This is a genomic window from Nocardioides alkalitolerans (genome assembly GCA_038184435.1).
GTDB lineage: Bacteria > Actinomycetota > Actinomycetes > Propionibacteriales > Nocardioidaceae > Nocardioides > Nocardioides alkalitolerans_A.
The window spans coordinates 125,338-147,356 of sequence record CP116227.1 but is presented as its reverse complement, the minus strand read 5'-3'; the positions used below and the strand labels follow the sequence as shown (position 1 = coordinate 147,356).

The 22,019-nt window shown below is 73.7% G+C and carries 22 protein-coding genes and 1 other RNA gene; 6 read left to right on the top strand and 17 right to left on the bottom strand.

The window, feature by feature from the left end:
* Nucleotides 1-4: 4 nt before the first annotated feature.
* The 10 genes from PIR53_00695 to PIR53_00650 form a co-directional block, all read right to left on the bottom strand.
* Nucleotides 5-748: a GAF domain-containing protein gene (locus PIR53_00695; protein ID WZH52534.1), complete on the bottom strand. Its 744-nt coding sequence runs from the start codon at nucleotides 746-748 to the stop codon at nucleotides 5-7.
* A gap of 145 nt (nucleotides 749-893) precedes the next feature.
* Nucleotides 894-1,238 carry a hypothetical protein gene (locus PIR53_00690; protein WZH52533.1) on the bottom strand — a complete coding sequence of 115 codons (345 nt, stop codon included), beginning with the start codon at nucleotides 1,236-1,238 and terminating at the stop codon, nucleotides 894-896.
* A 7-nt stretch (nucleotides 1,239-1,245) separates the two neighbouring features.
* The gene (locus PIR53_00685; protein WZH52532.1) at nucleotides 1,246-1,626 is read right to left on the bottom strand and encodes a hypothetical protein; all 381 of its coding nucleotides are present in this window, start codon (nucleotides 1,624-1,626) and stop codon (nucleotides 1,246-1,248) included.
* 142 nt (nucleotides 1,627-1,768) lie between these two features.
* Nucleotides 1,769-2,139: a transfer-messenger RNA gene (gene ssrA, locus PIR53_00680) on the bottom strand.
* A 75-nt stretch (nucleotides 2,140-2,214) separates the two neighbouring features.
* Nucleotides 2,215-3,276 carry an alpha/beta hydrolase gene (locus tag PIR53_00675; GenBank protein ID WZH52531.1) on the bottom strand — a complete coding sequence of 354 codons (1,062 nt, stop codon included), beginning with the start codon at nucleotides 3,274-3,276 and terminating at the stop codon, nucleotides 2,215-2,217.
* A gap of 63 nt (nucleotides 3,277-3,339) precedes the next feature.
* Complete coding sequence (locus tag PIR53_00670; protein ID WZH52530.1) at nucleotides 3,340-4,284, bottom strand: NADP-dependent oxidoreductase; 945 nt, start codon at nucleotides 4,282-4,284, stop codon at nucleotides 3,340-3,342.
* 83 nt (nucleotides 4,285-4,367) lie between these two features.
* The gene (locus PIR53_00665) at nucleotides 4,368-5,153 is read right to left on the bottom strand and encodes an ABC transporter ATP-binding protein (protein ID WZH52529.1); all 786 of its coding nucleotides are present in this window, start codon (nucleotides 5,151-5,153) and stop codon (nucleotides 4,368-4,370) included.
* 7 nt (nucleotides 5,154-5,160) lie between these two features.
* Nucleotides 5,161-6,213: an ABC transporter substrate-binding protein gene (locus tag PIR53_00660; GenBank protein ID WZH52528.1), complete on the bottom strand. Its 1,053-nt coding sequence runs from the start codon at nucleotides 6,211-6,213 to the stop codon at nucleotides 5,161-5,163.
* A 3-nt stretch (nucleotides 6,214-6,216) separates the two neighbouring features.
* The gene (locus PIR53_00655; GenBank protein ID WZH52527.1) at nucleotides 6,217-7,038 is read right to left on the bottom strand and encodes an ABC transporter permease; all 822 of its coding nucleotides are present in this window, start codon (nucleotides 7,036-7,038) and stop codon (nucleotides 6,217-6,219) included.
* A gap of 52 nt (nucleotides 7,039-7,090) precedes the next feature.
* Entirely contained in the window at nucleotides 7,091-8,074 is a 984-nt protein-coding gene (locus PIR53_00650; protein WZH52526.1) for a helix-turn-helix domain-containing protein, read from the bottom strand.
* A 151-nt stretch (nucleotides 8,075-8,225) separates the two neighbouring features.
* On the opposite strand from PIR53_00650, the gene PIR53_00645 reads away from it, so the two are divergent.
* Genes PIR53_00645 through PIR53_00625 form a run of 5 tightly spaced genes read left to right on the top strand, consistent with a single transcriptional unit; the run spans nucleotide 8,226 to nucleotide 13,501 of the window.
* A complete protein-coding gene (locus tag PIR53_00645) occupies nucleotides 8,226-10,013 on the top strand; it encodes an FAD-dependent monooxygenase (GenBank protein ID WZH52525.1) in 1,788 nt (595 codons plus the stop codon).
* The gene (locus PIR53_00640; GenBank protein WZH52524.1) at nucleotides 10,010-11,059 is read left to right on the top strand and encodes a maleylacetate reductase; all 1,050 of its coding nucleotides are present in this window, start codon (nucleotides 10,010-10,012) and stop codon (nucleotides 11,057-11,059) included. Before PIR53_00645 ends, PIR53_00640 begins: the two co-directional genes overlap by 4 nt.
* Nucleotides 11,056-11,952 carry an intradiol ring-cleavage dioxygenase gene (locus PIR53_00635; protein WZH52523.1) on the top strand — a complete coding sequence of 299 codons (897 nt, stop codon included), beginning with the start codon at nucleotides 11,056-11,058 and terminating at the stop codon, nucleotides 11,950-11,952. The genes PIR53_00640 and PIR53_00635 overlap by 4 nt, the downstream gene beginning before the upstream one ends.
* Complete coding sequence (locus PIR53_00630) at nucleotides 11,949-13,271, top strand: amidohydrolase family protein (GenBank protein ID WZH52522.1); 1,323 nt, start codon at nucleotides 11,949-11,951, stop codon at nucleotides 13,269-13,271. Before PIR53_00635 ends, PIR53_00630 begins: the two co-directional genes overlap by 4 nt.
* Nucleotides 13,268-13,501 (top strand): hypothetical protein, encoded by a 234-nt coding sequence (locus PIR53_00625; GenBank protein ID WZH52521.1) that lies wholly within the window; start codon nucleotides 13,268-13,270, stop codon nucleotides 13,499-13,501. Before PIR53_00630 ends, PIR53_00625 begins: the two co-directional genes overlap by 4 nt.
* Here the strand turns inward: PIR53_00625 and PIR53_00620 are convergent.
* Genes PIR53_00620 through PIR53_00595 form a run of 6 tightly spaced genes read right to left on the bottom strand, consistent with a single transcriptional unit; the run spans nucleotide 13,492 to nucleotide 18,979 of the window.
* Nucleotides 13,492-14,454, bottom strand: coding sequence for an amidohydrolase family protein (locus PIR53_00620; GenBank protein ID WZH52520.1), 963 nt, complete (start codon nucleotides 14,452-14,454; stop codon nucleotides 13,492-13,494). The two genes, PIR53_00625 and PIR53_00620, sit on opposite strands and share 10 nt — an antisense overlap.
* Entirely contained in the window at nucleotides 14,451-14,933 is a 483-nt protein-coding gene (gene smpB / locus PIR53_00615) for an SsrA-binding protein SmpB (protein ID WZH52519.1), read from the bottom strand. The genes PIR53_00620 and smpB overlap by 4 nt, the downstream gene beginning before the upstream one ends.
* A gap of 31 nt (nucleotides 14,934-14,964) precedes the next feature.
* Entirely contained in the window at nucleotides 14,965-16,332 is a 1,368-nt protein-coding gene (locus PIR53_00610) for a peptidoglycan DD-metalloendopeptidase family protein (GenBank protein WZH52518.1), read from the bottom strand.
* Between the two features lie 60 nt (nucleotides 16,333-16,392).
* Nucleotides 16,393-17,313, bottom strand: coding sequence for a permease-like cell division protein FtsX (ftsX, locus tag PIR53_00605; GenBank protein WZH52517.1), 921 nt, complete (start codon nucleotides 17,311-17,313; stop codon nucleotides 16,393-16,395).
* 45 nt (nucleotides 17,314-17,358) lie between these two features.
* A complete protein-coding gene (ftsE, locus tag PIR53_00600; protein WZH52516.1) occupies nucleotides 17,359-18,048 on the bottom strand; it encodes a cell division ATP-binding protein FtsE in 690 nt (229 codons plus the stop codon).
* A gap of 58 nt (nucleotides 18,049-18,106) precedes the next feature.
* The gene (locus tag PIR53_00595; protein WZH52515.1) at nucleotides 18,107-18,979 is read right to left on the bottom strand and encodes a LysR family transcriptional regulator; all 873 of its coding nucleotides are present in this window, start codon (nucleotides 18,977-18,979) and stop codon (nucleotides 18,107-18,109) included.
* A gap of 94 nt (nucleotides 18,980-19,073) precedes the next feature.
* Between PIR53_00595 and PIR53_00590 the strand changes: the two genes are divergently transcribed.
* On the top strand, nucleotides 19,074-20,360 hold the full coding sequence (locus PIR53_00590) for an MFS transporter (GenBank protein ID WZH52514.1): 1,287 nt from the start codon (nucleotides 19,074-19,076) through the stop codon (nucleotides 20,358-20,360).
* Here the strand turns inward: PIR53_00590 and PIR53_00585 are convergent.
* Nucleotides 20,277-22,019, bottom strand: coding sequence for a GAF domain-containing protein (locus PIR53_00585; protein ID WZH52513.1), 1,743 nt, complete (start codon nucleotides 22,017-22,019; stop codon nucleotides 20,277-20,279). The two genes, PIR53_00590 and PIR53_00585, sit on opposite strands and share 84 nt — an antisense overlap.

The following is a 22,019-nucleotide window of genomic DNA, read 5'->3' as shown; positions in this document are numbered from 1 at the left end:
TTCGTCAGGATCCGAGGGCGCCCAGCACGTCGACGGCCTCGCGCAGCTCCAGCGCGTTCCGGTGGCAACGCTCCAGCGCTGCGAGCTGCTCGCTCGTGACGTCGCCGACGCTGCCGTCGATGAGCAGCTCGAGGAACCCGAGCAGGCTGGTGAGGGGGGTCCGGAGCCCGTGCTGCACCCGGGCGAGGGGATCCAGCGGTACGGCGCCACTGAGCCGTGCGAGCCTCTCGTGCCGCGCGATCGCGAGCATGGCCACGACGAACTCCGCCGCCGAGGCCAGCGAGCGCATGACCTGGAGGTCGAGGGGTGTCCACTCGCGCGGCTGCGGCGTGACGACGCAGACGGCACCCAGGACCGTGCCCTGCGGACCTCGGAGCGGGAAGCCCGCATAGGCCCCGACGCCCAGGCGGCTCCACTTGCCGGGGTCGGCTGCGTCGTCGGCGACGTCGGCGTCGACGTAGGGCTCCCCTGTCATGACGACGTTCTTGCAGAGCGAGTCGGAGAGCGGCGACGGGCCGGGCTGCTGCCGCGTCGGGCCGGCATCGGCGATGCTCACCACGATCTGCTCGTCCGCCGTGATCGCCGTGACCAGCGCCGTCGTGTCGGCGCCCAGCGCCGTGCGCGCCACGTCCGTCAGGGCGTCGAGGGCGGCGACGACGGGCGAGTCGAGCAGACCTGACGCCTCCAGGTCGGCCAGCCGTGCCGGCGACCGGATGGCGTCGCTCCCGTTGGCCTCGACACCGGTCACGGTGCCCCCTCTGCTCCCACGCTGGTCACCCCGAGAACGCCGTTGCTTGACGGGCGGGGCGAGCAGCACTGCTGCGCCGGACTCTAACGTTCAACCTTCGCCCGCGCGGGAGTGTTGGGTGATTCGGAGGAGCTGCCGTGGCGTCTCACCGCCACGGGTCCAGGGCCCGCAGCTGCGGATCGAGGAAGGCTCGCTGCCCGGAACCGGGGGAGCCAGGGTCCGGGATCATCTTGACACCGCTCACCACGGTGAGGTCACGGACGTCGGAGTCGCCCGACTGGTACTGGACTGCCAACCAGCGCCAGGTCTCATCGCATCGAGCACGGTGGGGCTCGAGCTCGGACGACGACATCCAGCGGACGACGTCGGACAACAGCAGATGCGGGAGGACCTCGCCTTCGTTGTCCTCGAGGTGCTCCAGCCAGAGGGGCCGCAAGCTGCTCCACGTGGCGCACAAGTTCCGCACCAACTCGATCGTGCGTGCACTCATCGTGCGATCACCGGTCGCTCTCGTCGTCGGGACCCGGTCGTCGTATCGGTGAGGAGCCGGTGATGGCCCGCACCAGCTCGGTGAAGTCGCTCCGCGCGGCATGACAGAAGAAGTGCCGGAGCTCCACGCGCCGGAAGGAGCAGTTCTCGAAACGGGCGATGCTGATCGCCGCTCCCTCGATGCGCGCCCCATCGAAGGTGCAGTTCACGTACACGGTCGGTCCGCGGCCAGCGCCGAAGGCCGCGGAACGAAGGGTCGCCCCGTCGAACGAGCAGGTCGTGAAGGTCGACTCCTGAGCCGAGAAGAACGAGGCGTCCACGCCGGAGAAGTCGGCGCCGACGTGACGCGCTCTCGTGATGACGAGCTGCTCGGACGGGCTGTGGTTCACCGATCCACCTCTCGGACGACCCGGCGATCTGGTGCGACTGCATGCCGCCAGGCTCAACCTACGAGAGTGGGTGTCTCGGTGAGGCTCCGACGCACGAACGCCCGCCCGGGAACCCGGGCGGGCGTTCGTGTCAGAGGGCTGCTGGTGGAGCTGCGGGGAATCGAACCCCGGTCCTCGAGCGCAGTGTCAGGTCTTCTCCGGGTGCAGTCTGTGCTGTCGCTTTTCTCAGCCCCGCTGCTCGCACAGACACGTCAGCGACAGGCTCAGTCAGGAAAAAGTCCCGCTCACCCCTCCTGACAGGAGGTGAGCAGCAAGTCTCCTAGTCGACGCCAGGGTCCGGGACGGAGACGGATGCCCGGTCTGACGCTTCGATCACCGCTCAGGCGGCGAGAGCGAAGGAACTGCGCTTGTTGTCGGCAGTTATTGGTTTCCAGCGATCGTTTACGAGATGACGCTGGCTTCTCGACCCGCTTCCCCTGAGACGTACGTCCCAAGTCGAAACCGATCAGCCCCTCTTGAGTTGTCATGCATCCGCAGTACCGCCGCGGATGGCCCAGACTACCTGCTGCAACGAGCCGGCACGACCGACTATTCCGGCCCGACGATCCCGCGCCGCAGCGCGACGGCGGCGCGCAGGGTGGCGTCGTACGCGCTCCGGCTCACCGCGGTGATGTTGATGAACGCGTGGATGAGGTCCCCCTCGCGGGCCAGCTCCACCGGGACGCCCGCCTCCCGCAGGCGCTCGGCGTAGGCGATGCCCTCGTCGCGGAGCGGGTCGAAGCCGGCGACCGCGACGTACGCCGGCGGTGCGCCCGCGAGGTCCGGGGCGAGCAGCGGGGAGACGCGCGGGTCGGCCGCGGCGGTGGGCGAGGGCAGGTAGCGCTCGGCGTACCAGTCCATCTGCGCCTCCGTGAGGAAGAACCCGTCGCGGAACTCGGCGTAGGACGCGCTCTTGCGCGACAGGTCGGTGACGGGGAAGAACAGCAGCTGGAAGCACGGCTGGACGTCCTCGGTGCGCAGGTCCAGCGACAGCACGGCGGAGATGTTGCCGCCCGCGCTGTCACCCGCCACCGCGATCCGCGCCGGATCGATCCCCCAGCCCGGCGCCTGCGCGACCGCGAAGTCCCAGGCCGCCCGCGCGTCCTCCAGCGCAGCCGGGAACGGGTGCTCGGGCGCCAGCCGGTAGTCGACGCTCAGCACGTCGCAGCCCGTGTGCTGCGCGAGGAGCCGCACCGGCGAGACCGTCGAGTGACGACTGCCCAGCACCCACCCGCCGCCGTGGAAGTACACGACGAGCCCGGCGGGCTCCCCGGCGCGGAAGCGGTAGCGCGTCGCCGGCACCGGCCCGGCCGGTCCCGGCACCTCGAGGTCCTCCTCGAGGTGGAAGGGCGGGTACGACGCGCCGAAGACCGCCGCCTCCGCCTCGATCTGGTGACGGGCCCGGTCGAGGGGCTGGGTGGAGAAGTCGCTGCCCGGCAGACGGTTCAGCGCGCCGAGCGCCAGCGCGATCTCCGGAGCCAGGCGCTCCCCGTCGCGGTTGACCGCCCGGCGCACGACCACCTTCTCGAGCACCCGCGGCGGGACCTTGGCCAGTCCACGGACGACGAGGCGCTCGGCCTTCTCGGGCAGGGTCAGGCGGGGTGCGGTCACCGCGTCATGCCAGCAGGCGCGCCCCACCCTGTCGAGGGGCGGGGCGCGACGTGGCCGGGATCCTCAAGGCAGGAGCACGATCTTGCCGCGCGTGTGCCCGGCCTCGCTCTCCTTCGCGGCGGCGACGACGTCGTCGAGCGCGAAGCGCCGGGAGACCTCGACCTCGAACACGCCGCGGGCGACGAGGTCGGCCACGACCGGGATCGCGTCCTCCCGCAGCCGCAGCTGCTCGGGCGTCAGGGGCCACGGCGCGCCGCCCGACCACGCCTGGATGCCCAGCTCCGGGGCCTTGCCGCCCATGACGATCGTGCCCGCGTGCTGCGGGTCGTCGACCAGCGCGACGGACGCGGCGAGCGCCTCGTCGGTGCCGGCCGCGTCGAGCACGCGGTCGACGCCCTCGGGAGCGAGCTCCCGGATCCGCTCGAGCAGCCCGTCGCCGTAGGCCACCGGCTCCGCCCCCAGCTCCCGCAGCCGGTCGTGGTTGGCGGGGCTGGCGGTGGCGATGACGCGGGCGCCGAGGTGGCGCGCGAGCTGCACCGCGGCCTGGCCGACCCCGCCGCTGCCGCCGTGGACGACGAGGACGTGCCCGCGGCGTACGTCGAGGGAGGCAAGCGCCTGGTGCGCGGTGGCCACGGGGATGCCGAGAGCGGCCGCCTGCTCGAAGTCGAGGGCGGCGGGCTTGGCGGTGAGGTTCTGGCGGGGCACGACGACGTGCGTGGCGTAGGTGCCCGCGGCGCCGCTCACGATGACCTCGTCACCGACGCGCCAGTCGTCCACGCCCTCCCCCACGGCCGCCACCACACCGGCGCCGTCGGAGCCGAGCCGGCGCGGCTCCGTGATCGGCGGCGAGGGCCGCAGGCCCGAGCGCACCTTCCACTCGATGGGGTTCACGCCAGCGGCGCGCACCTCGACGAGCACCTCGCCGGAACCGGGCACCGGGTCCGGCACCTCGACGACCTCCAGCACCTCGGCGGGACCGGTCTCGCCGTACTGCACCACGCGGGCCATGCGTCACTCCTCCGGGACGGGGTCAGGGTTCCCCCGGTACGACGCCCCCGGGCCCGGCCGCATTCCCGACGGCCGGGACCGGGTCAGGACGCCGTGGGCTCCACGTGCTGGATCGCTCCCCGCACGGTGGCCGCCAGCGCGACGAACTCCGGCAGCTCGCGGAGCTCCTCCGGCGGGACCTCGTGGCTGCGCGAGGAGAACTGCGCGGGCTCGTCCAGCACGATGCGACCGGGGCGGGGGCTCATCACGAGCACGCGGGAGCCGAGGAAGACGGCCTCGTCCACGCTGTGGGTGATGAACAGGATCGTCTTGCGCGTCTCGCGCCAGATCGTCAGCAGCTCGTTCTGCAGCCGCTCCCGGGTGAGCGCGTCGAGCGCGCCGAAGGGCTCGTCCATCAGCACGATGTCGGGGTCGTTGGCCAGCACCCGGGCGATCTGGGCCCGCTGCTGCATGCCGCCCGACAGCTCGTAGGGACGCCGGTGGGCGACGTCGCCCAGCCCGACCAGCTCGAGGTAGCGGTCCGCCGTGCGTCGCCGCTCCGCCTTCGCCGCCCCGCGCAGGCGCGGACCGAACGCGACGTTCGCCCGCACGTCGAGCCACGGGTAGAGCGTCGGCTGCTGGAAGACGACGCCGCGCTCCGCGGCGGGGCCTCGGACCTGCGTGCCGCCGACCGTGATGGAACCGGCCGACGGCGCGCCGAAGCCGGCGAGCAACCGCAGCAGCGTCGTCTTGCCGCACCCCGACGGGCCCGCGAGCGTGACGAAGCTGCCCGGCTCGATCGTGAGGTCGATCGGGCCGAGGGCGTGCACGTCGCCGAAGCGCTGCTCCAGGTCCGTGACGACGACCCTGCGGTCACCCTCCGTGGTCATCGCCGGGTCACTCCGCGTCCGCGGCGGCCTGCGCCGGAGCGGCGTTCACGCCGTCCGCGTAGACCGACTCGTCGGCGACGGCCGCGATGCTGTCCTGGGTGAGCAGGAACTGGGCGGTGCTGAACAGGTCGGTGCCGAGCTTCCCGCCGAGGTACTCGTCGCCGACCTGGTCGGAGGCCCGCAGGTAGACGTAGCCGGCCAGCTGTGCCTTCGCCTCGTCGGTGGAGATGCCCACCTCGACGGCGATCGACTCGGCGGCCTTGTCGGGGTCGTCGGTGATCTGCTGCACCGCGTAGTCCTGCGCCCGCGCCCACGCGTCCATCACGGCCTCGTTGTCGGCCACGAAGTCGCGGTCGGCGATGGCCAGGTCGAAGGTCGGCTTGCCCGCCGCGGCCGTGTCCTCGCTCGTGAGGATGACCTCGCCGCCGTCGGCCTTGAGCTCGCTCAGCGTCGGGTCCCAGATCCAGGCGGCGTCGATGTCGCCGCGGCTCCACGCCGGCGCGATCTGCTCGGGCTCGGAGTTGACCAGGTCGTAGTCCGCCGGGTCCTCGCCCGCGTCGGCGATCGCCTGGAGCAGCGAGAAGTGGGCCGTGGAGCCGAAGGGCGTCGCGATGGTCTTGCCCTTGAGGCCCGCGATGTCGGTCGCGGCGCCGTCGCGCACGACGAGCGACTCGGCCGCGCCGATGACGTCGTGGATCCAGACGACCTGGACCGGGAGGTTGAGCGGCTCCGACAGGGCGCGGGTCGCCGGCGAGCTGCCCACGAGACCGATGTCGAGGCTGTCGCCACCGAAGGCCTGGATGACGTCGCCACCCGAGGCGAAGTTGCTCCACTCGATGGTCGCGTTGGGCAGGCAGTCCTCGAGGATGCCCTGGTCCTTCACCACGACGTCGCCGTTCGGGATCTTCTGGTAGCCGATGCGCACCGTCGTGTCGACCGACTCGTCGGCCTCCCACGGGCAGGCCGACGCGTCGCCCTCGGTGTCACCGCCGCCGACGCAGCCCGCGAGGGCGAGCGGGGCGAGCAGCGCGGCGCCGAGCAGGGGCGAGAGCTTCTTCATGGGTCAGGCCTTTCCTCGCCACGGGGCGAGCTTCTTCTCGAGGGTGCGGAGGATGACGTCGAGGGCCACAGCGGTGAGGCCGATGACGAGGATGCAGGCGATCGACAGGGCGATCTTGTTCTGGGTTCCCGAGAGGTAGGCGAGGCCGCCGATGCCCGGCAGGCCGTTGACGAGCTCCGCCGCGACGACCGTCGTCCAGGCGAACCCGACGGCGACGCGGAGGCCCGAGATGATGTCGGGCAGGGTCGCGGGACCGAGCACGAACAGCAGGGTCTGCCGGCGCGTGGCGCCCAGCGAGAGCGCCGCGTTGACGTGGTCCTCCCGCACGCCGCGCACCCCGTTGAGGGTCGCGAGGGCGATCGGCGGGAAGGCCGCGAGCACGAGCAGCCAGATCTTCGAGGTGTCGTAGAACCCGAACCACGCGATGAGGAAGCCGATGTAGGCCAGCGGCGGGATGGAGCGCAGGAAGTCGACGTACGGCCCGACCAGCCGCCCGAAGCCGCGGAAGTAGCCCATCGCCAGCCCGAGCGGTACGCCGATCACGAGCGCGATCGCGAGGCTGAGCCCGATGCGGCGCAGGCTGACGACGAGGTGCTCCCAGAGGAAGTAGTTCTCCTCGCCGCGCACGACGCGGTCCACGCCCCCGCCCACCGGGTGGTAGGTGTTCGCCCGCACGAACGCGTCCCACACCTCGAGCGGCGACGGCGTCAGGTAGGCCGGCGACACGACGCCGGAGGCGGCCACGGCGGTCCACGCGGCGAGCAGCAGCCCGAGCACGAAGACGTGGGGCAGCGCGCCGCGGACGAGGGACCTGGCTCGATTCACATCGAGTGAACTTAGTGTCTCGCTCTACTTTGTGCGGACGCGTCTCACGAAATCACGCCGGGCGCTCCGTCGCCTCCGGCTCGTGCCGCACCTGGCCGGGGGTCGCGCCGTACCGCGTGCGGAAGGCCTGGCTGAAGTGGGGCACCGACGTGAAGCCGCAGCGGGCCGCGATGTCGGCGACGCGCACCCCGGCGAGGTCGGGGTGGCGGAGCAGGGCGTGCGCCCGGGCGAGCCGGCGGGCGAGCACGTAGCGCGGCACGCTGGTGCCGCTCTCGGCGAAGAGGCGCGACAGGGTGCGCTCCGAGACGCCGGCCCCGGCCGCGACGGCCGTGGCGGAGAGCGTGGGGTCGGCGAGGTGGTCGTCGATCCAGGCCCGCGCCGCCGCGCGGTGGGCCACCGGTGACGCCGCGCGTCCCGCGCTCGCCAGCACGGCGACCAGGTCGAGCAGCGCTTCCTCGTCGGCCGGCACCGGTACCGGCGCGTCGACCGCCCGTCCCACGGCACGCACCAACGCCCGCGCGACGGGGTCGTCGCCCGGCCCGCGGGCGTCCACCACGACGGGCGTCCCCAGGCGCAGGCCGCCCGTCCGGGCCTCGAGCGCGGCGACCGGGACCCTCACGGCGAGCTCCTCCACGCCGTGCGCGAAGCCCCGCGCGAAGGGACGGTCGGCGTCGCAGACGACGAGCTGCCCGGGGCGCATCACGCGGCGCACCCCCGCGAGCTCCAGCACCGCCTCGCCCCGCAGCGCGGCGTACACGACGACCGCGTCGACCGGGCGGTCCGCGATCAGCGCACCGTCGCGCACGACCCGGTGGGGCGTCGCCCGCACGTGGGCGAGGTGGACGTCGTCGAGCTGCAGGTTGACCTCGCGCGCCGTGAACGCGCTCCGGTCGCGCACCGCGCACCGCAGGCCGAGGAGGGTCTCGCCGTTGTGCCGCTCCCAGGCGTCGACCTGCTGCCGCACCTCGAAGGCGCGCGGACGGGCCGGTCCCGCACCCGCCTGGTCCACCGCCTGGTCCACCGCTTGGCCCGCCACCGGCACCTCCTCGCCCTCGGCATGGTGGCACACCGCGGTGTGACGGGCGACATACGCATTTCCGCCATCTCCGGGCCGGAGCCTTCCGGGGCCGACGCCCGCGATCGAGACTCGCGGCACGCCGTGCAGGCCGGACAGGAAGGAAGCGCACATGCCCGTGTTCGACGACGGTCTCCAGGAGACCGAGGTGCCCCGGGGGTCGGTCGTGGAGACCGACGTGCTCGTCGTGGGGTCGGGCCCCGCCGGGGCGGCCGCCGCGCTCTGCCTCGCCGAGCTGGGCGTGGCGACGACGATGATCACGAAGTACCGCTGGACCGCCAACACGCCCCGCGCGCACATCACGAACCAGCGCGCGATGGAGATCTTCCGCGACCTCGGCATCGAGGACCAGGTGCTCGCCGACGCGACGCCGCACGAGCTCGTCGGCGACACCGTGTTCTGCACGAGCATCGCCGGGGAGGAGATCGGACGCATCCACACGTGGGGCACGCGGCCCGACCGGGAGGCCGACTACCGGCTCGCCTCGCCGTGCCTGACCGTCGACATCCCGCAGACCTACCTCGAGCCGATCCTCGTGCGGAACGCGGCCGTGCGGGGAGCGCACGTCCGGTTCTCGAGCGAGTACCTCGGTCTCGTCCAGGACGACGACGGGGTCACCGTCGACGTGCGGGACCGGCTGACGGGGCACGACTACCAGGTCCGCGCGAAGTACGTCATCGGCGCGGACGGCGCGCGCTCGAAGGTGGCCGCCGACATCGGACTCGCCTACGAGGGCGCCATGGACATCGCCGGCTCGATGAACATCACCTTCAAGGCCGACATCGCCGCCCTCGTCGACCACCGCCCGTCGGTCCTCTACTGGGTGATCCAGCCCGGCTCGAACGTCGGCGGCATCGGCACCGGCCTCGTGCGCATGGTGCGCCCGTGGGACGAGTGGCTGATCGTGTGGGGCTACGACATCGCCGGCCCGCCGCCCGAGCTCGACGAGGAGATGGCGAAGGGCATCGTGCGGGACCTGCTGGGCATGCCCGACCTCGAGCCCGAGATCACCGGGTTCTCGCTCTGGGGCGTCAACGAGATGTATGCGACCACCCTCCAGCAGGGCCGCGTCTTCGCCGCGGGCGACGCGATCCACCGGCACCCGCCGTCGAACGGCCTCGGCTCCAACACGTCCGTCCAGGACGCCTACAACCTGGCGTGGAAGCTGGCGGCCGTGCTGCAGGGGTACGCCTCGCCCTCGCTCCTCGACTCCTACGAGGCCGAGCGGGCCCCGGTGGCGCAGCGCATCGTGACGCGCGCCAACCGCTCCGCCCGCGAGTTCGGCGACCTCTTCGAGGCCCTCGGCGTCGTGGGGCTCGAGGGGGACGCGATGGCGGCGGCGCTCGAGGAGCGGAAGGCGGCGACGCCGGAGGGCGCCGCGAAGCGCGCCGCGCTCGTGCGGGCGATGGAGACGAAGAACTACGAGTTCAACGCCCACGGGGTGGAGCTCGGGCAGTTCTACGCGTCGGGCGCGATCCTCTCCGACGGCACCCGGCCCGCGCCGAGCCGCGACGAGGACCTCTACCACGTCATGTCGACCTCGCCGGGCGCCCACCTGCCGCACGCCTGGGTCGGCGACAACGTCACGAAGCACGCCCTCATGGACCTCGCCCCCTACACGCGCTGGACCCTGCTGACGGGCATCACCGGCGAGGCGTGGGCCGACGCGGCCGCCGCGGTCGCCGCCGAGCTGGGCGTGCCGCTCGCGACCGTGGTGATCGGACCGGGCCGGGAGGTGGAGGACCTCTATTTCGACTGGGCCAAGCTGCGCGAGGTCGAGGAGTCCGGGGCGATCCTGGTGCGTCCCGACAAGCACGTCGCCTGGCGTGCCCCGACCCTCCCCGACGACCCGGCGGCCACCCTCCGCGACGCGGTCGCGACCCTGCTGGGGCGCGCATGAGGTTCACCCACGAGACGCTGCCGCAACGGGTCGTCTTCGCCCCCGGTGGTGCCGCCGACGCGGTGGCGGCCGAGGTCGGCGCCCTGGACGGCCGGCGCATCATGGTCGTCGCCTCCGAGCGCGAGGCCGCGCTCGCCGATCCCGTCGCGGCCGGGCTCCCCGTCGTCCTGCGCCACGACGAGGTCGTCATGCACGTGCCGGTCCCGGTCGCCGAGCGCGCCCGGCAGGCGGCGGCCGCGGCCGACGTCGACGTGGTCGTCACGGTCGGCGGGGGCTCGACCACCGGGCTCGGGAAGGCCGTGGCGCTCACGACCGGGCTCCCCCTCGTCGCCGTGCCCACGACGTACGCCGGGTCGGAGGCCACCGACGTCTGGGGCCTCACGGAGGACGGCACCAAGACGACCGGGGTCGACCGCCGGGTGCTCCCGCGCTCGGTGGTCTACGACGCGGCGCTCCTCGCCTCGCTGCCCGCCGCGCTGGCGGTGGCCTCCGGGCTGAACGCGCTCGCCCACTGCGTCGACGCGATGTGGGGCCCCCGGGTCGACCCGATCGACCAGGCCCTCGCCGGCGAGAGCATCCGGGGGCTGGCGGCCGGGCTGCCGGCCGTCGCCTGCGGCGAGGAGGGAGGCGTCGAGCAGACCCTGTACGGCGCGTACCTGGCCGCCGTCTCCTTCGCGAGCGCCGGCTCGGGGATGCACCACAAGATCTGCCACGTCCTCGGCGGCATGTTCGACCTGCCCCACGCGCAGACCCACGCCGTCGTCCTGCCGCACGTCCTGGCGTTCAACGCCCCGCACGCCCCCGGGGCCGAGCGGCGGATCGCCGCGGCGTTCGACGCGCCGAGCGCGGTCGCGGGGCTCGCGTCCCTGCGCGCAGCCGTCAACGCCCCCGTCGCTTTGCGCGACCACGGCATGCCCGAGGACGGCATCGCTGCCGCCGTGCCGGCCGTCCTGGCCGCGATCCCCGCGAACAACCCCACCCCCGTCACCACCGAGAACCTCACGGCGCTGCTCCGAGCGGCGTGGGCCGGAGAGGAGCCAGCATGACCCCCGAGACCAGCCCCGAGCAGACCGCGCGCGAGGAGGAGCTCGTCGCCCGCGTGGCCGCGTCGTTCGACGGCTGCGAGGACGACCGGCTGCGGACGCTGATGCAGGCCCTCACCCGCCACCTCCACGCGTTCGTGCGGGAGGTGCGACTCACCGAGGACGAGTGGGGGGCGGCCATCGACTTCCTGACGGCCGTCGGCCACATCACCGACGACAAGCGGCAGGAGTTCATCCTGCTCTCCGACGTGCTCGGCGCCTCGATGCAGACCATCGCGATCAACAACGAGGCCGAGGGCGACGCCACCGAGGCCACCGTGTGGGGTCCGTTCTTCGTCGAGGGCTCCCCCGAGATCGAGCTGGGCGGCGACATGTCGTTCGGCGCGACCGGGCAGCCCTGCTGGGTCGAGGGCACCGTCACCAGCACGGACGGGACTCCGCTGGCGGGCGCGCTCGTCGAGGTCTGGGAGGCGGACGAGGACGGCTTCTACGACGTGCAGTACGCCGACGGCCGCACGTCCGCGCGGGCCCACCTGCACACGGACGCCGACGGGGCGTTCCGGTTCTGGGGGATCACCCCCACGCCGTACCCGATCCCCCACGACGGTCCCGTCGGCCGCCTGCTCGCCGCGACGGGCCGCTCACCGATGCGGGCCTCCCACCTGCACTTCCTGGTGCGCGCACCGGGGCACCGCCAGCTGGTCACCCACATCTTCGTGGAGGGCGACAAGCTGCTCGCGAGCGACAGCGTGTTCGGCGTCAAGGACTCCCTGGTCAAGCAGTTCGCCGAGCAGCCGGCGGGCACGCCGACGCCGGACGGGCGCGCCGTCGAGGGCGCGTGGGCGCGGACGCGCTTCGACGTCGTGCTGGCTCCGGCGCGGGAGGAAGCGCGGTGACGACGCAGGAGCCGGGCACCGCCCGGGAGTACGTCGTCACGGGCGGCCACGTCCTCACCATGGACGCGGCGCTCGGCGACCTGCCCGGCGGCGACGTGCACGTCCGCGACGGCGTCATCGTCGCGGTGGGGAACGACCTGGAGGCCCCAGGCGCGGAGCGGATCGACGTCCGCGGCCAGGTGGTGGTGCCGGGCTTCGTCGACACCCACTGGCACATGTGGAACACGCTGTGGCGGGGGCTGTCCCACGACGCGGTCGGCTACTTCGGCCTGCACCGCCTGGCCCGCGCCTTCACGCCCGAGGACCACCACGTCGCGGTGCGCCACGCCGCCACCGAGGCGATCAACGCCGGCTTCACGACGGTGCACGACTGGGCCAACGGCCTCAGCGGCCCGGCCGACACCGAGGCGGAGCTCGCCGCGCTCGCCGAGACGGGGATCCGGGGCCGCCTCGGCCACGGCGACGGGCCGCCCGGCCAGGGGCACGCGCTCACCGCCGAGGAGCTCGGCGCGGCCGTCGCCCGGGCGGACGAGCTCGGCGAGGGGCGCCTGAGCGTGGGGGCCGTCGTCCACCACGCCCCCGGGTTCGCGCGGAGCGTCGCCGCGGCACGCGAGCTGGGGCTGCGCACGATAGCGCCGCACGCCGACTTCTCCCCCCACCTCGACCTGCTCGGCCCGGACGTCGTCTACACCCACGGCGCCGGCGACCCTCCGCAGCTGCTCGGCCTGCTCGGTGCCCGGGGCGTCGGCATCGCACTCTGTCCGGCGACCGACCCGCTCATCGGTGCGGGTATGCCCCCGCTGCCGGAGATGCTCGCGGCCGGGATCGCTCTCGATCGGATCGGCATCTCCGTCGACGTCACGGCCCAGTCGGCGGCGGACCCGTTCGCCGCCATGCGGTCGCTGCTCGGAGTGAACCGGGTCGCGCAGCGCCCCGGCATGTCGTTCGTGGACGTGGTCGCGCAGGACATGGCGGGCGGACCGAGCACCCCGCTCATGCACCCGCGGGAGGCACTGGCCATCGCCACCGTCAACGGCGCCCGCGTGCTGGGCCTCGACGACACCGCCGGCTCGCTGACCCCCGGCAAGCGGGCGGACCTCGTCACCGTGCGCACCGACGACCTCAACATGCTCCCCCTCCACGAGGAGACCGATCCGGCCGCCCTCCTGGTGCTCTGCGGACAGCCCTCGAACGTCGACACCGTCGTGGTGGACGGCCGCGTGCTCAAGCGTGCAGGGCGGCTGGTCGGTGTGGACGTGCCCGACCTCGTACGGCGCACGGCCGCGGCCCGCACGGCCCTCCTGGCGCGCGCCGGATGAACGCAGGCCCCGAACGGCGTCCGCCGCGCCGGTGGAAGACGGCCGTCGCCAGCTGGCTGGCGGTCTACCCGCTCATCACGCTGCTGCTGTGGCTCCTGCGACCGCTCGTCGGGAACCAGGCGCTGCCGGTGCAGACGTTGGTGCTGACCCTGCTCATGGTGCCGCTCTCGACCTTCGTGACGATGCCGCTCGTCGCGCGGTTGCTCGGGCGGTGGCTGCGTCAGCCCTGACCGAACAACCGCGTCGCGTTGTGCCACAGCACGCCCGCGAGCCAGGCGTCGTCGAGCGCCGGGTGGCGATGACGGAGCGCCTCGAGCACCTCGACCTGGTGCGCGAACGCGTAGGGGATGTTCGGGAAGTCGGAGCCGAACAGCACCTTCTCCCCCACCGCCGCGAACCGGTCGAGGAGCTCGTCGGGGTAGTCGCCGGCGTGCCGGCACACCCCGGCCACCTCGCCGAACCGGTCGGTCGTGTCGGCGAAGAACCGGGTGAAGGTCATCGTCGTGTCGAGGTGCACCCGCTCGTAGGTCTCCGCCATGGCGAGGAACTCGTCGTACTCCGGCGCTCCCATGTGGGCCATCACCAGCGTCAGTCGTGGGAAGCGGGCGAGCACCTCGGCCACGGGCCCCGGTCCCGTGAACTCCGTCGGCACCGGGCCCGAGCCGGCGTGGATGACGACCGGGGTGCCGGCCTCCTCGAGCGCGGCCCAGACAGGCACGAGGTGCTCGTCGCGCACGTCGAAGGCGCCCACCTGCACGTGGACCTTGAAGACCTCCACGCCGCTCGCGATGCGCGCCGCGACGTACTCCCCCGCCCCCGGCTCGGGGAAGAAGGTGCCGCAGTGCAGGGCCTCGGGAGTGCGGCGCGCGAAGTCCGCCGCCCAGTCGTTGAGGAACTCCGCCATGTCGGGCCGGTGGGGGTAGGGCAGGGCGGTGAAGCGGCGTACGCCGAGGGACCGGAGCAGGGCGACGTTGACGTCGTCCGGGTTGAGGTACCGGATCGGCCACTCCCGCCCGATGAGCGGGCCGGCCGACGCGAACACGGCGCGCACCTTCTCCGTCACGCGCGGCGGGAGGAAGTGGGTGTGGACGTCGAAGATGCCCGGCACGCCGAGGCGCTCCGTGGTGGCGCGGAGCCAGTCCGCCCGCTCGCCCGGGGAGAGGGCGAGTGGCTCCGCGCTCACACCCGGTCCATGCCCTTGAGCTGGCGGCCGAGGGCCTGCTCCTTCTCCCGGTCGGCCTGGCGCTCCGCCATCGCGTGCCGCTTGTCCCAGGACTTCTTGCCCTTGGCGAGGGCGATCTCGATCTTGGCGCGGCCGTCGGAGAAGTAGAGCGCCAGCGGGACGATCGTGTAGCCCTTCTGGCTCACCTTCGTCTCGATCTTCTCGATCTCCGCGCGGTGCAGCAGGAGCTTGCGCTTGCGGCGGGCGGCGTGGTTGGTCCAGGTGCCCTGCGCGTACTCCGGGATGTGCACCGCGTGCAGCCACACCTCGTCGTTCTCGATGTCGACGAACCCGTCCGCGAGGTTGGCCCGACCGGCCCGCAGCGCCTTCACCTCGGTGCCCTGCAGCACCATCCCCGCCTCGAAGGTGTCCTCGATGTGGAAATCGTGCCGCGCCTTGCGGTTCTGCGCGATCATCTTGCGCCCCTGCTCCCTGGCCATTCCGCCATTCTCTCAGGGGCCCGCAACGGGTTTAGAAGTAGTTCATCGGGTTCGTCGGCGAGCCGTTCCGGTAGACGGTGAAGTGGAGGTGGCAGCCGGTCGACCAGCCGGTCGTGCCGACGTAGCCCACGAGCTGGCCGCGGCGGACGCGGTCGCCCACGCCCACGACGTACCGCGTCGCGTGGTTGTAGATCGTCGAGATGCCGGCGCCGCGCATGTAGCCGTTGTCGATGATGAGGCGGTTGCCCCACGCCGACTGGTAGTAGCGCTCGACGACCTGGCCGTCGGCCGCGGCGTACATCGGGGTGCCGCAGGCCGCGCCGAAGTCGACGCCGTCGTGGAGCGAGTAGTAGCCGTAGATCGGGTGCACGCGCATGCCGTACGGCGAGGTGACGCGCCCGTTGACCGGGTAGCTCAGCCCGCTGCTGCTGCCGCCGCCGCCACCGCCACCGGAGGAACCGCCCCCGCCGGAGGACCCGCCACCGGAACCTCCGCCGGCGTTGTTGCGGGCCTCCTCGGCTGCGGCCGCCGCCGCGGCTGCGGCCGCCGCCTGGCGGGCCGCCTCGGCACGGGCGGCGAGCACGCCGGCGATGCGGTCGTTCTCCGCCTCGAGGGCGTTGAGCTCGGCACGGTCGGCGTTGCGGGCCTGCTCGGCCGTCGCCTCCGCCTGCTGGTTGCTGGTCACCAGCTGGGCGACCTGGGCCTCGGCGGCCGACGCCTCGGCCTCGAGCGACGCCATGAGCTCGAGGTTGGCGGCGGCCTCGGCGCGCTCGTCGGCGACGAGGTCGCGGGCCGCCTCCACCTGCTGCTCGTTGACGTCGAGCATGACCTCCGAGGCGCGGAGGTCGTCGTAGGCCCGGGTCTCGGTGCCGAGCACCGTCTGGCGCGAGTTCTGCGCACGGGTCAGGTCGGAGAGGTCGTCGGCCCCCAGGACGGCGCCCAGCGCCTCGAGCTCCGGGCCGGGCCCCATCGACTGCGCGACGATCTGGTCGCCCACGCGGTCGCGCTGCGTGGCCACGCTCTGCTGGCCCTGGACCAGCTCGGCCTCGGCCGCGTCGAGCTGCGCCTCGGCGACGGTGAGCCGCTGCTGCATCTCCGCGTCGTAGGCCTGCGCCTCGCCCAGCTGGGCCCGGGCCGTGGTCAGACGGGCCTGGGCACCGGCCAGCTGCGCCTGGGACTCGCGCAGCGCCGCCGTCGCGGCGGCCAGCTGCTGGCTCGACTCGGCGAGGTCGGCGTTGGCGCCGGAGATCTGCTGCTGGACCTCGCTCTGCTGGTCGCGCAGGTCGTCGTCATCGTCGTCGGCGTAGGCGAGCGGCGACATGGCGGCACCGACGCAGAGCAGCACGGCCGTCGTCGCGGCGGCGAGCCGGCGACGCTGGAACGCGGGGAGGAGGCGCATGGGGAAGGGGCCTTCGCTCGTTCGGGGAAGTGAATCGCAGGCGACGCTAGACGACGCGGGTCAGACTTTGAGGTATTTCCGCGTGAGGAGGAGTGTCGGCAGCACGGTGAGCAGCGGGCCGAGGAGGGCGATGACCAGCAGCGCCACCGCGTAGTCGCTCCCGTCCACCCACGGCATGAACCGCAACGTGTCGGCCGCCCGGTCGTGCACGACGAAGCGCAGCAGTGCCGCGAGGGCACCGCCGGCGAGCACGACGCCGATCAACGCCGTCACCAGGGCCTCCAGGAGGAACGGCAGCGCGATGTAGAGCGTCGAGGCGCCCACCAACCGCATGATGCCGATCTCCTTGCGCCGCGCGAACGCCGCCAGCCGGATCGTGTTGCCGACCAGCAGCAGGGCCGCCAGCACCAGCACCACCGCCGTGCCCAGCGCCGCCCACTGGGCCGCGTCGAGCACGTCGAACACCGGCTCCAGCAGCTCGCGCTGGTCGGAGATGCGCAGCACGCCGGGCAGGTTCGCCACCGCGCTCACGACGCCCTCGGACTTCTCGGGGTCGTTGAGCGAGATCCACAGGGACTCGTTGAAGTCCTCCACGGTCACCGCCGCGTCCTCGCCCTCGAGCAGGCGCGTGTCGCCGTTCGACTCCGCCAGCGCCAGCGTCTTGTCGAACGCGTCCTGCTTGCTCTCCTCGCGGAAGCCCGAGGTCTCCGGGCTCTCGTCGATGGCCGCCTCGATGGCGGCCTTCTGCTCCGCGGTGACGGCGCCGTCGCAGGGCGCGACGTCCGTCTCGTTGCAGAGGTAGACCGTGATCTCGACCTGGCTGCCGAACTGGCGGTCGGCGATGTCGGCCTGCTGCTTGAGCAGCACGCCGACGCCGACGAGCGTCAGCGACACGAAGAGGGTGAGCACGACGGCCAGGTGCATCGACACGTTGCGACGCAGACCCTGACCGAGCTCGGTGAAGACGTAACGCAGCTGCATGGGGGAACTCGCTCCTGGTTCGAGGGGGCGCGGGAGGGCGGTCGGCTAGTTCTGGAAGCCGTAGGCGCCCTGCGCCTGGTCGCGCACGAGGTGGCCGTTCTCCAGCTCGATCACGCGCTTGCGCATCTGGTCGACGATGCTGTTGTCGTGGGTGGACATCAGCACCGTCGTGCCGGTGCGGTTGATCCGGTCGAGCAGCTTCATGATGCCCACCGACGTCGACGGGTCGAGGTTGCCGGTCGGCTCGTCCGCGATGAGGATCTGCGGCCGGTTGACGAACGCCCGCGCGATGGCGACGCGCTGCTGCTCACCACCGGACAGCTCGTCGGGCATGCGGTCGGCCTTGCCGTCGAGGCCGACGAGGTCGAGGGTCTGCGGCACCAGCTCGGCGATCTGGGCGCGGGGCTTGCCGATCACCTGCAGCGCGAACGCCACGTTCTCGGCGACCGTCTTGTTCTGCAGCAGCCGGAAGTCCTGGAACACGGTGCCGATCTGGCGACGGTGCCGCGGGATCTTCCACGAGGCGAGGCGGTTGACCTCGCGGCCCGCGACGTAGACACGGCCCTGGGTCGCCCGCAGCTCCCGCAGCACGAGGTAGAGGAACGTCGACTTGCCGGATCCCGAGGAGCCGACGAGGAAGACGAACTCGCCCTTCTCGATGTCGACGGAGATGTCGTCGAGCGCCGGGCGCCCCTGGCCGGGGTAGGTCACGGAGACCTTCTCGAAGCGGATCACTGGCGAGAGGGTAGTCGAGCACCCTGAGAGCCTCCGCGACCCCGCCGGCGCGTGTCCGTCACCCCCGCCGGGCCACCAGCTCGTCCCGGAACGCGGCCGCCGCGGCGGCCAACGGGGTCCCGGCGCGCCAGACGAGGGACAGGCGCCACGGCGGTACGTCGTCGCTCAGCTCCCGGGTCACGCACCCGTCGGTCGGCACGATGGACGGCAGGACCGCCACGCCGGTGCCGGCCCGCACGAAGGCGACGACCGACGGGAGGTCGCCCGCCTGCACGACGAGACGGCGGTCGATGCCCGCGGCGGCGAGGGCCGTCTCGAGGAGCACCCGGTTGGCGTAGCCGGGGAGCGTGTCGACCCACCGCTCGCGCGCCAGGTCGGCGAGCGCGACCCGGTCGGACGCGGCCGCGGGGTGGTCGGCGGGCAGCACGGCGACGAGCGGCAGCTCGTCGAGCAGCCGCCCCGCGAGGTCGACGGGCCGTGGGAGCGCCGAGAACGCCAGGTCGAGCCGGCCGCGGCGGACCTCCTCGTGGAGCCCGGTCGAGCCGGCGGGCGACGAGATGAGCGTGAGCTCGACGTCGGGGTGGCGCTCCTGGAACGCGGAGGCGGCCGCCGGCACCCCGAGCGCGTCGACGGCGGGGAACAGCCCCACCCGCACCCGTCCCCGCAGACCGGCTGCCGGCTCCCGGGCCTCCGCCCGCACCCGGTCGAGCGCCTCCAGGGCCGCGCGGGCCGCGGGCAGCACGCGCTCGCCCGCCGCGGTGAGCCGCATCGAGCGCGTCGTGCGCTCGAAGAGAGGGGCGCCCACGCTGCGCTCGGCCGCCCGCACGGAGGCCGACACGGTCGAGGGTGCGGCGTGCACCCGGGCCGCCGCACGGGTGACGCTCAGCTCCTCGGCCACGGCGACGAGCACCTCGAGGCTCCGTTGGTCCACGGCGCGATGGTGCCACGACCGTGCGACCCGAGCGCACAATCGCTTCGGAAAAGTTCGCTGGACCTGCCGAATCCTGGGGCGCACGCTGGACGGCATGACCACCGCCGTCCCCCGGGCCCGCACCGGGGCCGCCCTCGTCGTCGTCGCGTTCGCGCTCTCGACGGTCCTCGCGACCGTGCCGACCCCGATCTACGCCGAGTACCGCCGCCTCGAGGGCTTCTCGTCCCTGACGATCACCCTCGTCTTCGCCGCCTTCGCCGTCGGCGTGCTCCTCGCGCTCGGGCTCGGCGGCCACCTGAGCGACGTCCACGGGCGGCGCCCGCTCCTCCTCGCGGCGGTGCTGGCGCAGGTCGCCTCGGCCGCGGTCTTCGCGAGCACGACCGCGCTGCCGGGCCTGCTCGCGGCCCGGTTGCTCTGCGGGATCGGCATCGGCCTCGTCGTACCCACCGCCACGGCGGCGCTCGCCGAGCTGCTGGGGAGCCGTCCCGGGAGCAGCCACCTGGCCGCGTCGACGGCGGTCGTGGCGAACCTCGGCGGTCTCGCCGCCGGTCCGCTCGTCGGCGTCGCCCTCCTCGGCGTGGTCGGGTCCCCCACCCGTGATCCCTACGTCGTGCTCGGGCTGGCCCTCGCCGTCGCCGCCGTGGCGCTGCTCCTCGTGCCGGAGACCCGCCGCCCGTCCCGGCCGCGCGCGAGCTCCCGGCCCCGGCGGCCCGGCGCCCCCGCCCACGCGCGGTCCACGTTCTGGGCTCTCGCGGTGGCCGCGGCCGCCGCCTTCGCGGTGCTCGGCAGCTATGCCGCACTGGCACCGCGCCTCATGGGCGAGGTGTTCGGCGCGACGTCCCCGTGGGTGGCCAACCTCCCGGTCACCCTGCTCTTCGGCTGCGCGGCCCTCGGCCAGCTCGCGACGGCGACGTGGTCGACCGCCCGGCGGCTGACCTGGTCCGCCGTGCTCCTGGGCGGCGGCATGGCCCTCGTCGCCGCGACGGCGCTCGCCGGTTCCCTGCCGGGGGCGCTGGTCGCCGCCGCCGTCGCCGGCACGGGGGTCGGGCTGTCGTTCCGCTCGGCCGTCACGGGGGTCGGCGCGCTGGCCCCGCCGGAGCGGCGCGGCGAGGCGCTCTCGGCCGTGCTGCTGCTGACCTACGCCGGCCTCACCCTGCCGGTGGTCGCGGTCGGGCTGCTCGCCGAGGCCGCGTCCGCCACCACCACGCTCGTGGTGCTCGCCGCCGTGGTCGGCAGCGTGGTCGTCCTCGCCACGGCCGCCGCGGCACGGGTCCTGGGGAACGCCGCGGGCAGCCGCTCAGGTGTCGAGCAGCCCGGCGACGCGCGCCACGGCGAGAGCGGCCGTCAGCCGCAGCAGGTCGCGCGGACGACCCACGCGTAGCCCGCTCAGCTCCTCGATCCGTCGCACGCGTTGCGCGACGGTGTTGACGTGGACGTGCAGCCGGCGCGCCGCCTCCGCCCGTTCGAGGTCGGCGGCCACCAGCACGTCGAGCGTCCGCAGCAACCCGGTGGCGCGGTCCGCGTCGTAGGCGATGACCGGCCCCAGCACGGACGCCACGAACTCCCGCAGCAGCGTCGGGTCGTCGAGGCGCAGGAGCAGGTGGTCGAGCCCCGCGTCGGCGAGGTCCACGACCCCCGGCGTCGACCCGAGGTCGAGCGCGCCGCGCACGAGCCGGTACGTCGCGGGAGCGTCCTCCGTCGCCGCCGAGACCGCGACGACCACGCGCACCGCCCGACCCCGGCGGGCTGCGCGCTCCACGAGGTCGGCGGCGGCGCGGAGCACGGCCGCCCGACCACCCGGACCGCCCGGACCGTCGCCGGCCGGTCGTAGCACCACGACGTCGCCGCGGTGCGACGCGACCAGCGCCCGGGGCGTGCCGGCGTCGAGGGTCTCCCGGACCAGGCCGACCAGCGCGGACCGCGGCCGTCCGACGGGGTCCGCCGGCTCTCCGGTCTCGCGCACGCCGATCACCACCTGCGACCCGGTGGCCTCCCAGCCCAGCCGGCGGGCCCGTTCGGCGACCCGGTCGTGGACGAGGTCGACACCGGCGAGCACGTCGGCGAGCAGGGAGCCGCGCAGGCGCTCCTCCACCTCCGCGGCCGTCCGGGCCCGCAGCAGCTCGAGCGCCGTCACCGTGGCGGCGTGCTCGACGGCCCGGACGTCGAGGCGCGCCACCGCGGACGCCGGCCGGGCCAGCCCGATGCGGGCCACCTCGTCACCGTCCAGCACGACGGGGAGCTCGAGACCGGCGGCGGCCGGCGTGCCCTCCTCCGCCGGTCCGTCACCGCCCGCCGCGGCCAGGAGGAGACCGTCGGGATCGCGCACCTCGACGGGGCAGCCCACGAGACGTGCGAGCGTCGCCGCCACCCCGGACACGCCCTCGCCCCGGAGCGAGGCCGCGGTGAGCTCGCCGTGGATGCGCTCGGCGCGCTCGAGCTCCTCGATCGTCTCCCGCTCCCGGGCCCGCAGCTGCGCGGTGCCCAGCGCGATCGCCACCTGCGTCGCCAGCGTGGTGACCAGGCGCAGCTCGTCCTCGCCGAAGTCGTGGGGGCGGCGCCGGTAGCAGTTGAGGGAGCCGACGGCACGGCCGCCCCGGAGGAGGGGGACGGCGACGAGCGCCCGGTAGCCCTGCTCGTGGGCGACCCCGCCCCACGGGAAGGCGGGCGCGGTGTCGATGTCGGGGAGGGCGACGACGGCGGCCGTGCGGTAGGCGACGCTCGTCGGCGCCTCCTCCGCGCCACGCACGTCGAGCAGGATCGGTCGCTCCGCGTTGACCTGGTCGACGTAGGTCGCGGACAGCCCGTGGGACCCGGCGATCACCAGCGACCGCCCGTCGGGCGCGGGCAGGAACACGGCGCAGAAGTCGTAGCCCAGCAGGGCACACGCGGTCGACGCGACGCGGTCGAGCAGGGCGGCCACCGGCTCGTCGTCCGAGACCGCGGCGGCGATGCCGGCCACCGCGTCCAGCCACGCCCCGAGGTCGGGTGCGGGGACCTCGGGGACCTCGGGGATCCCGGAGACCGGTGTCGGCGGAGACAT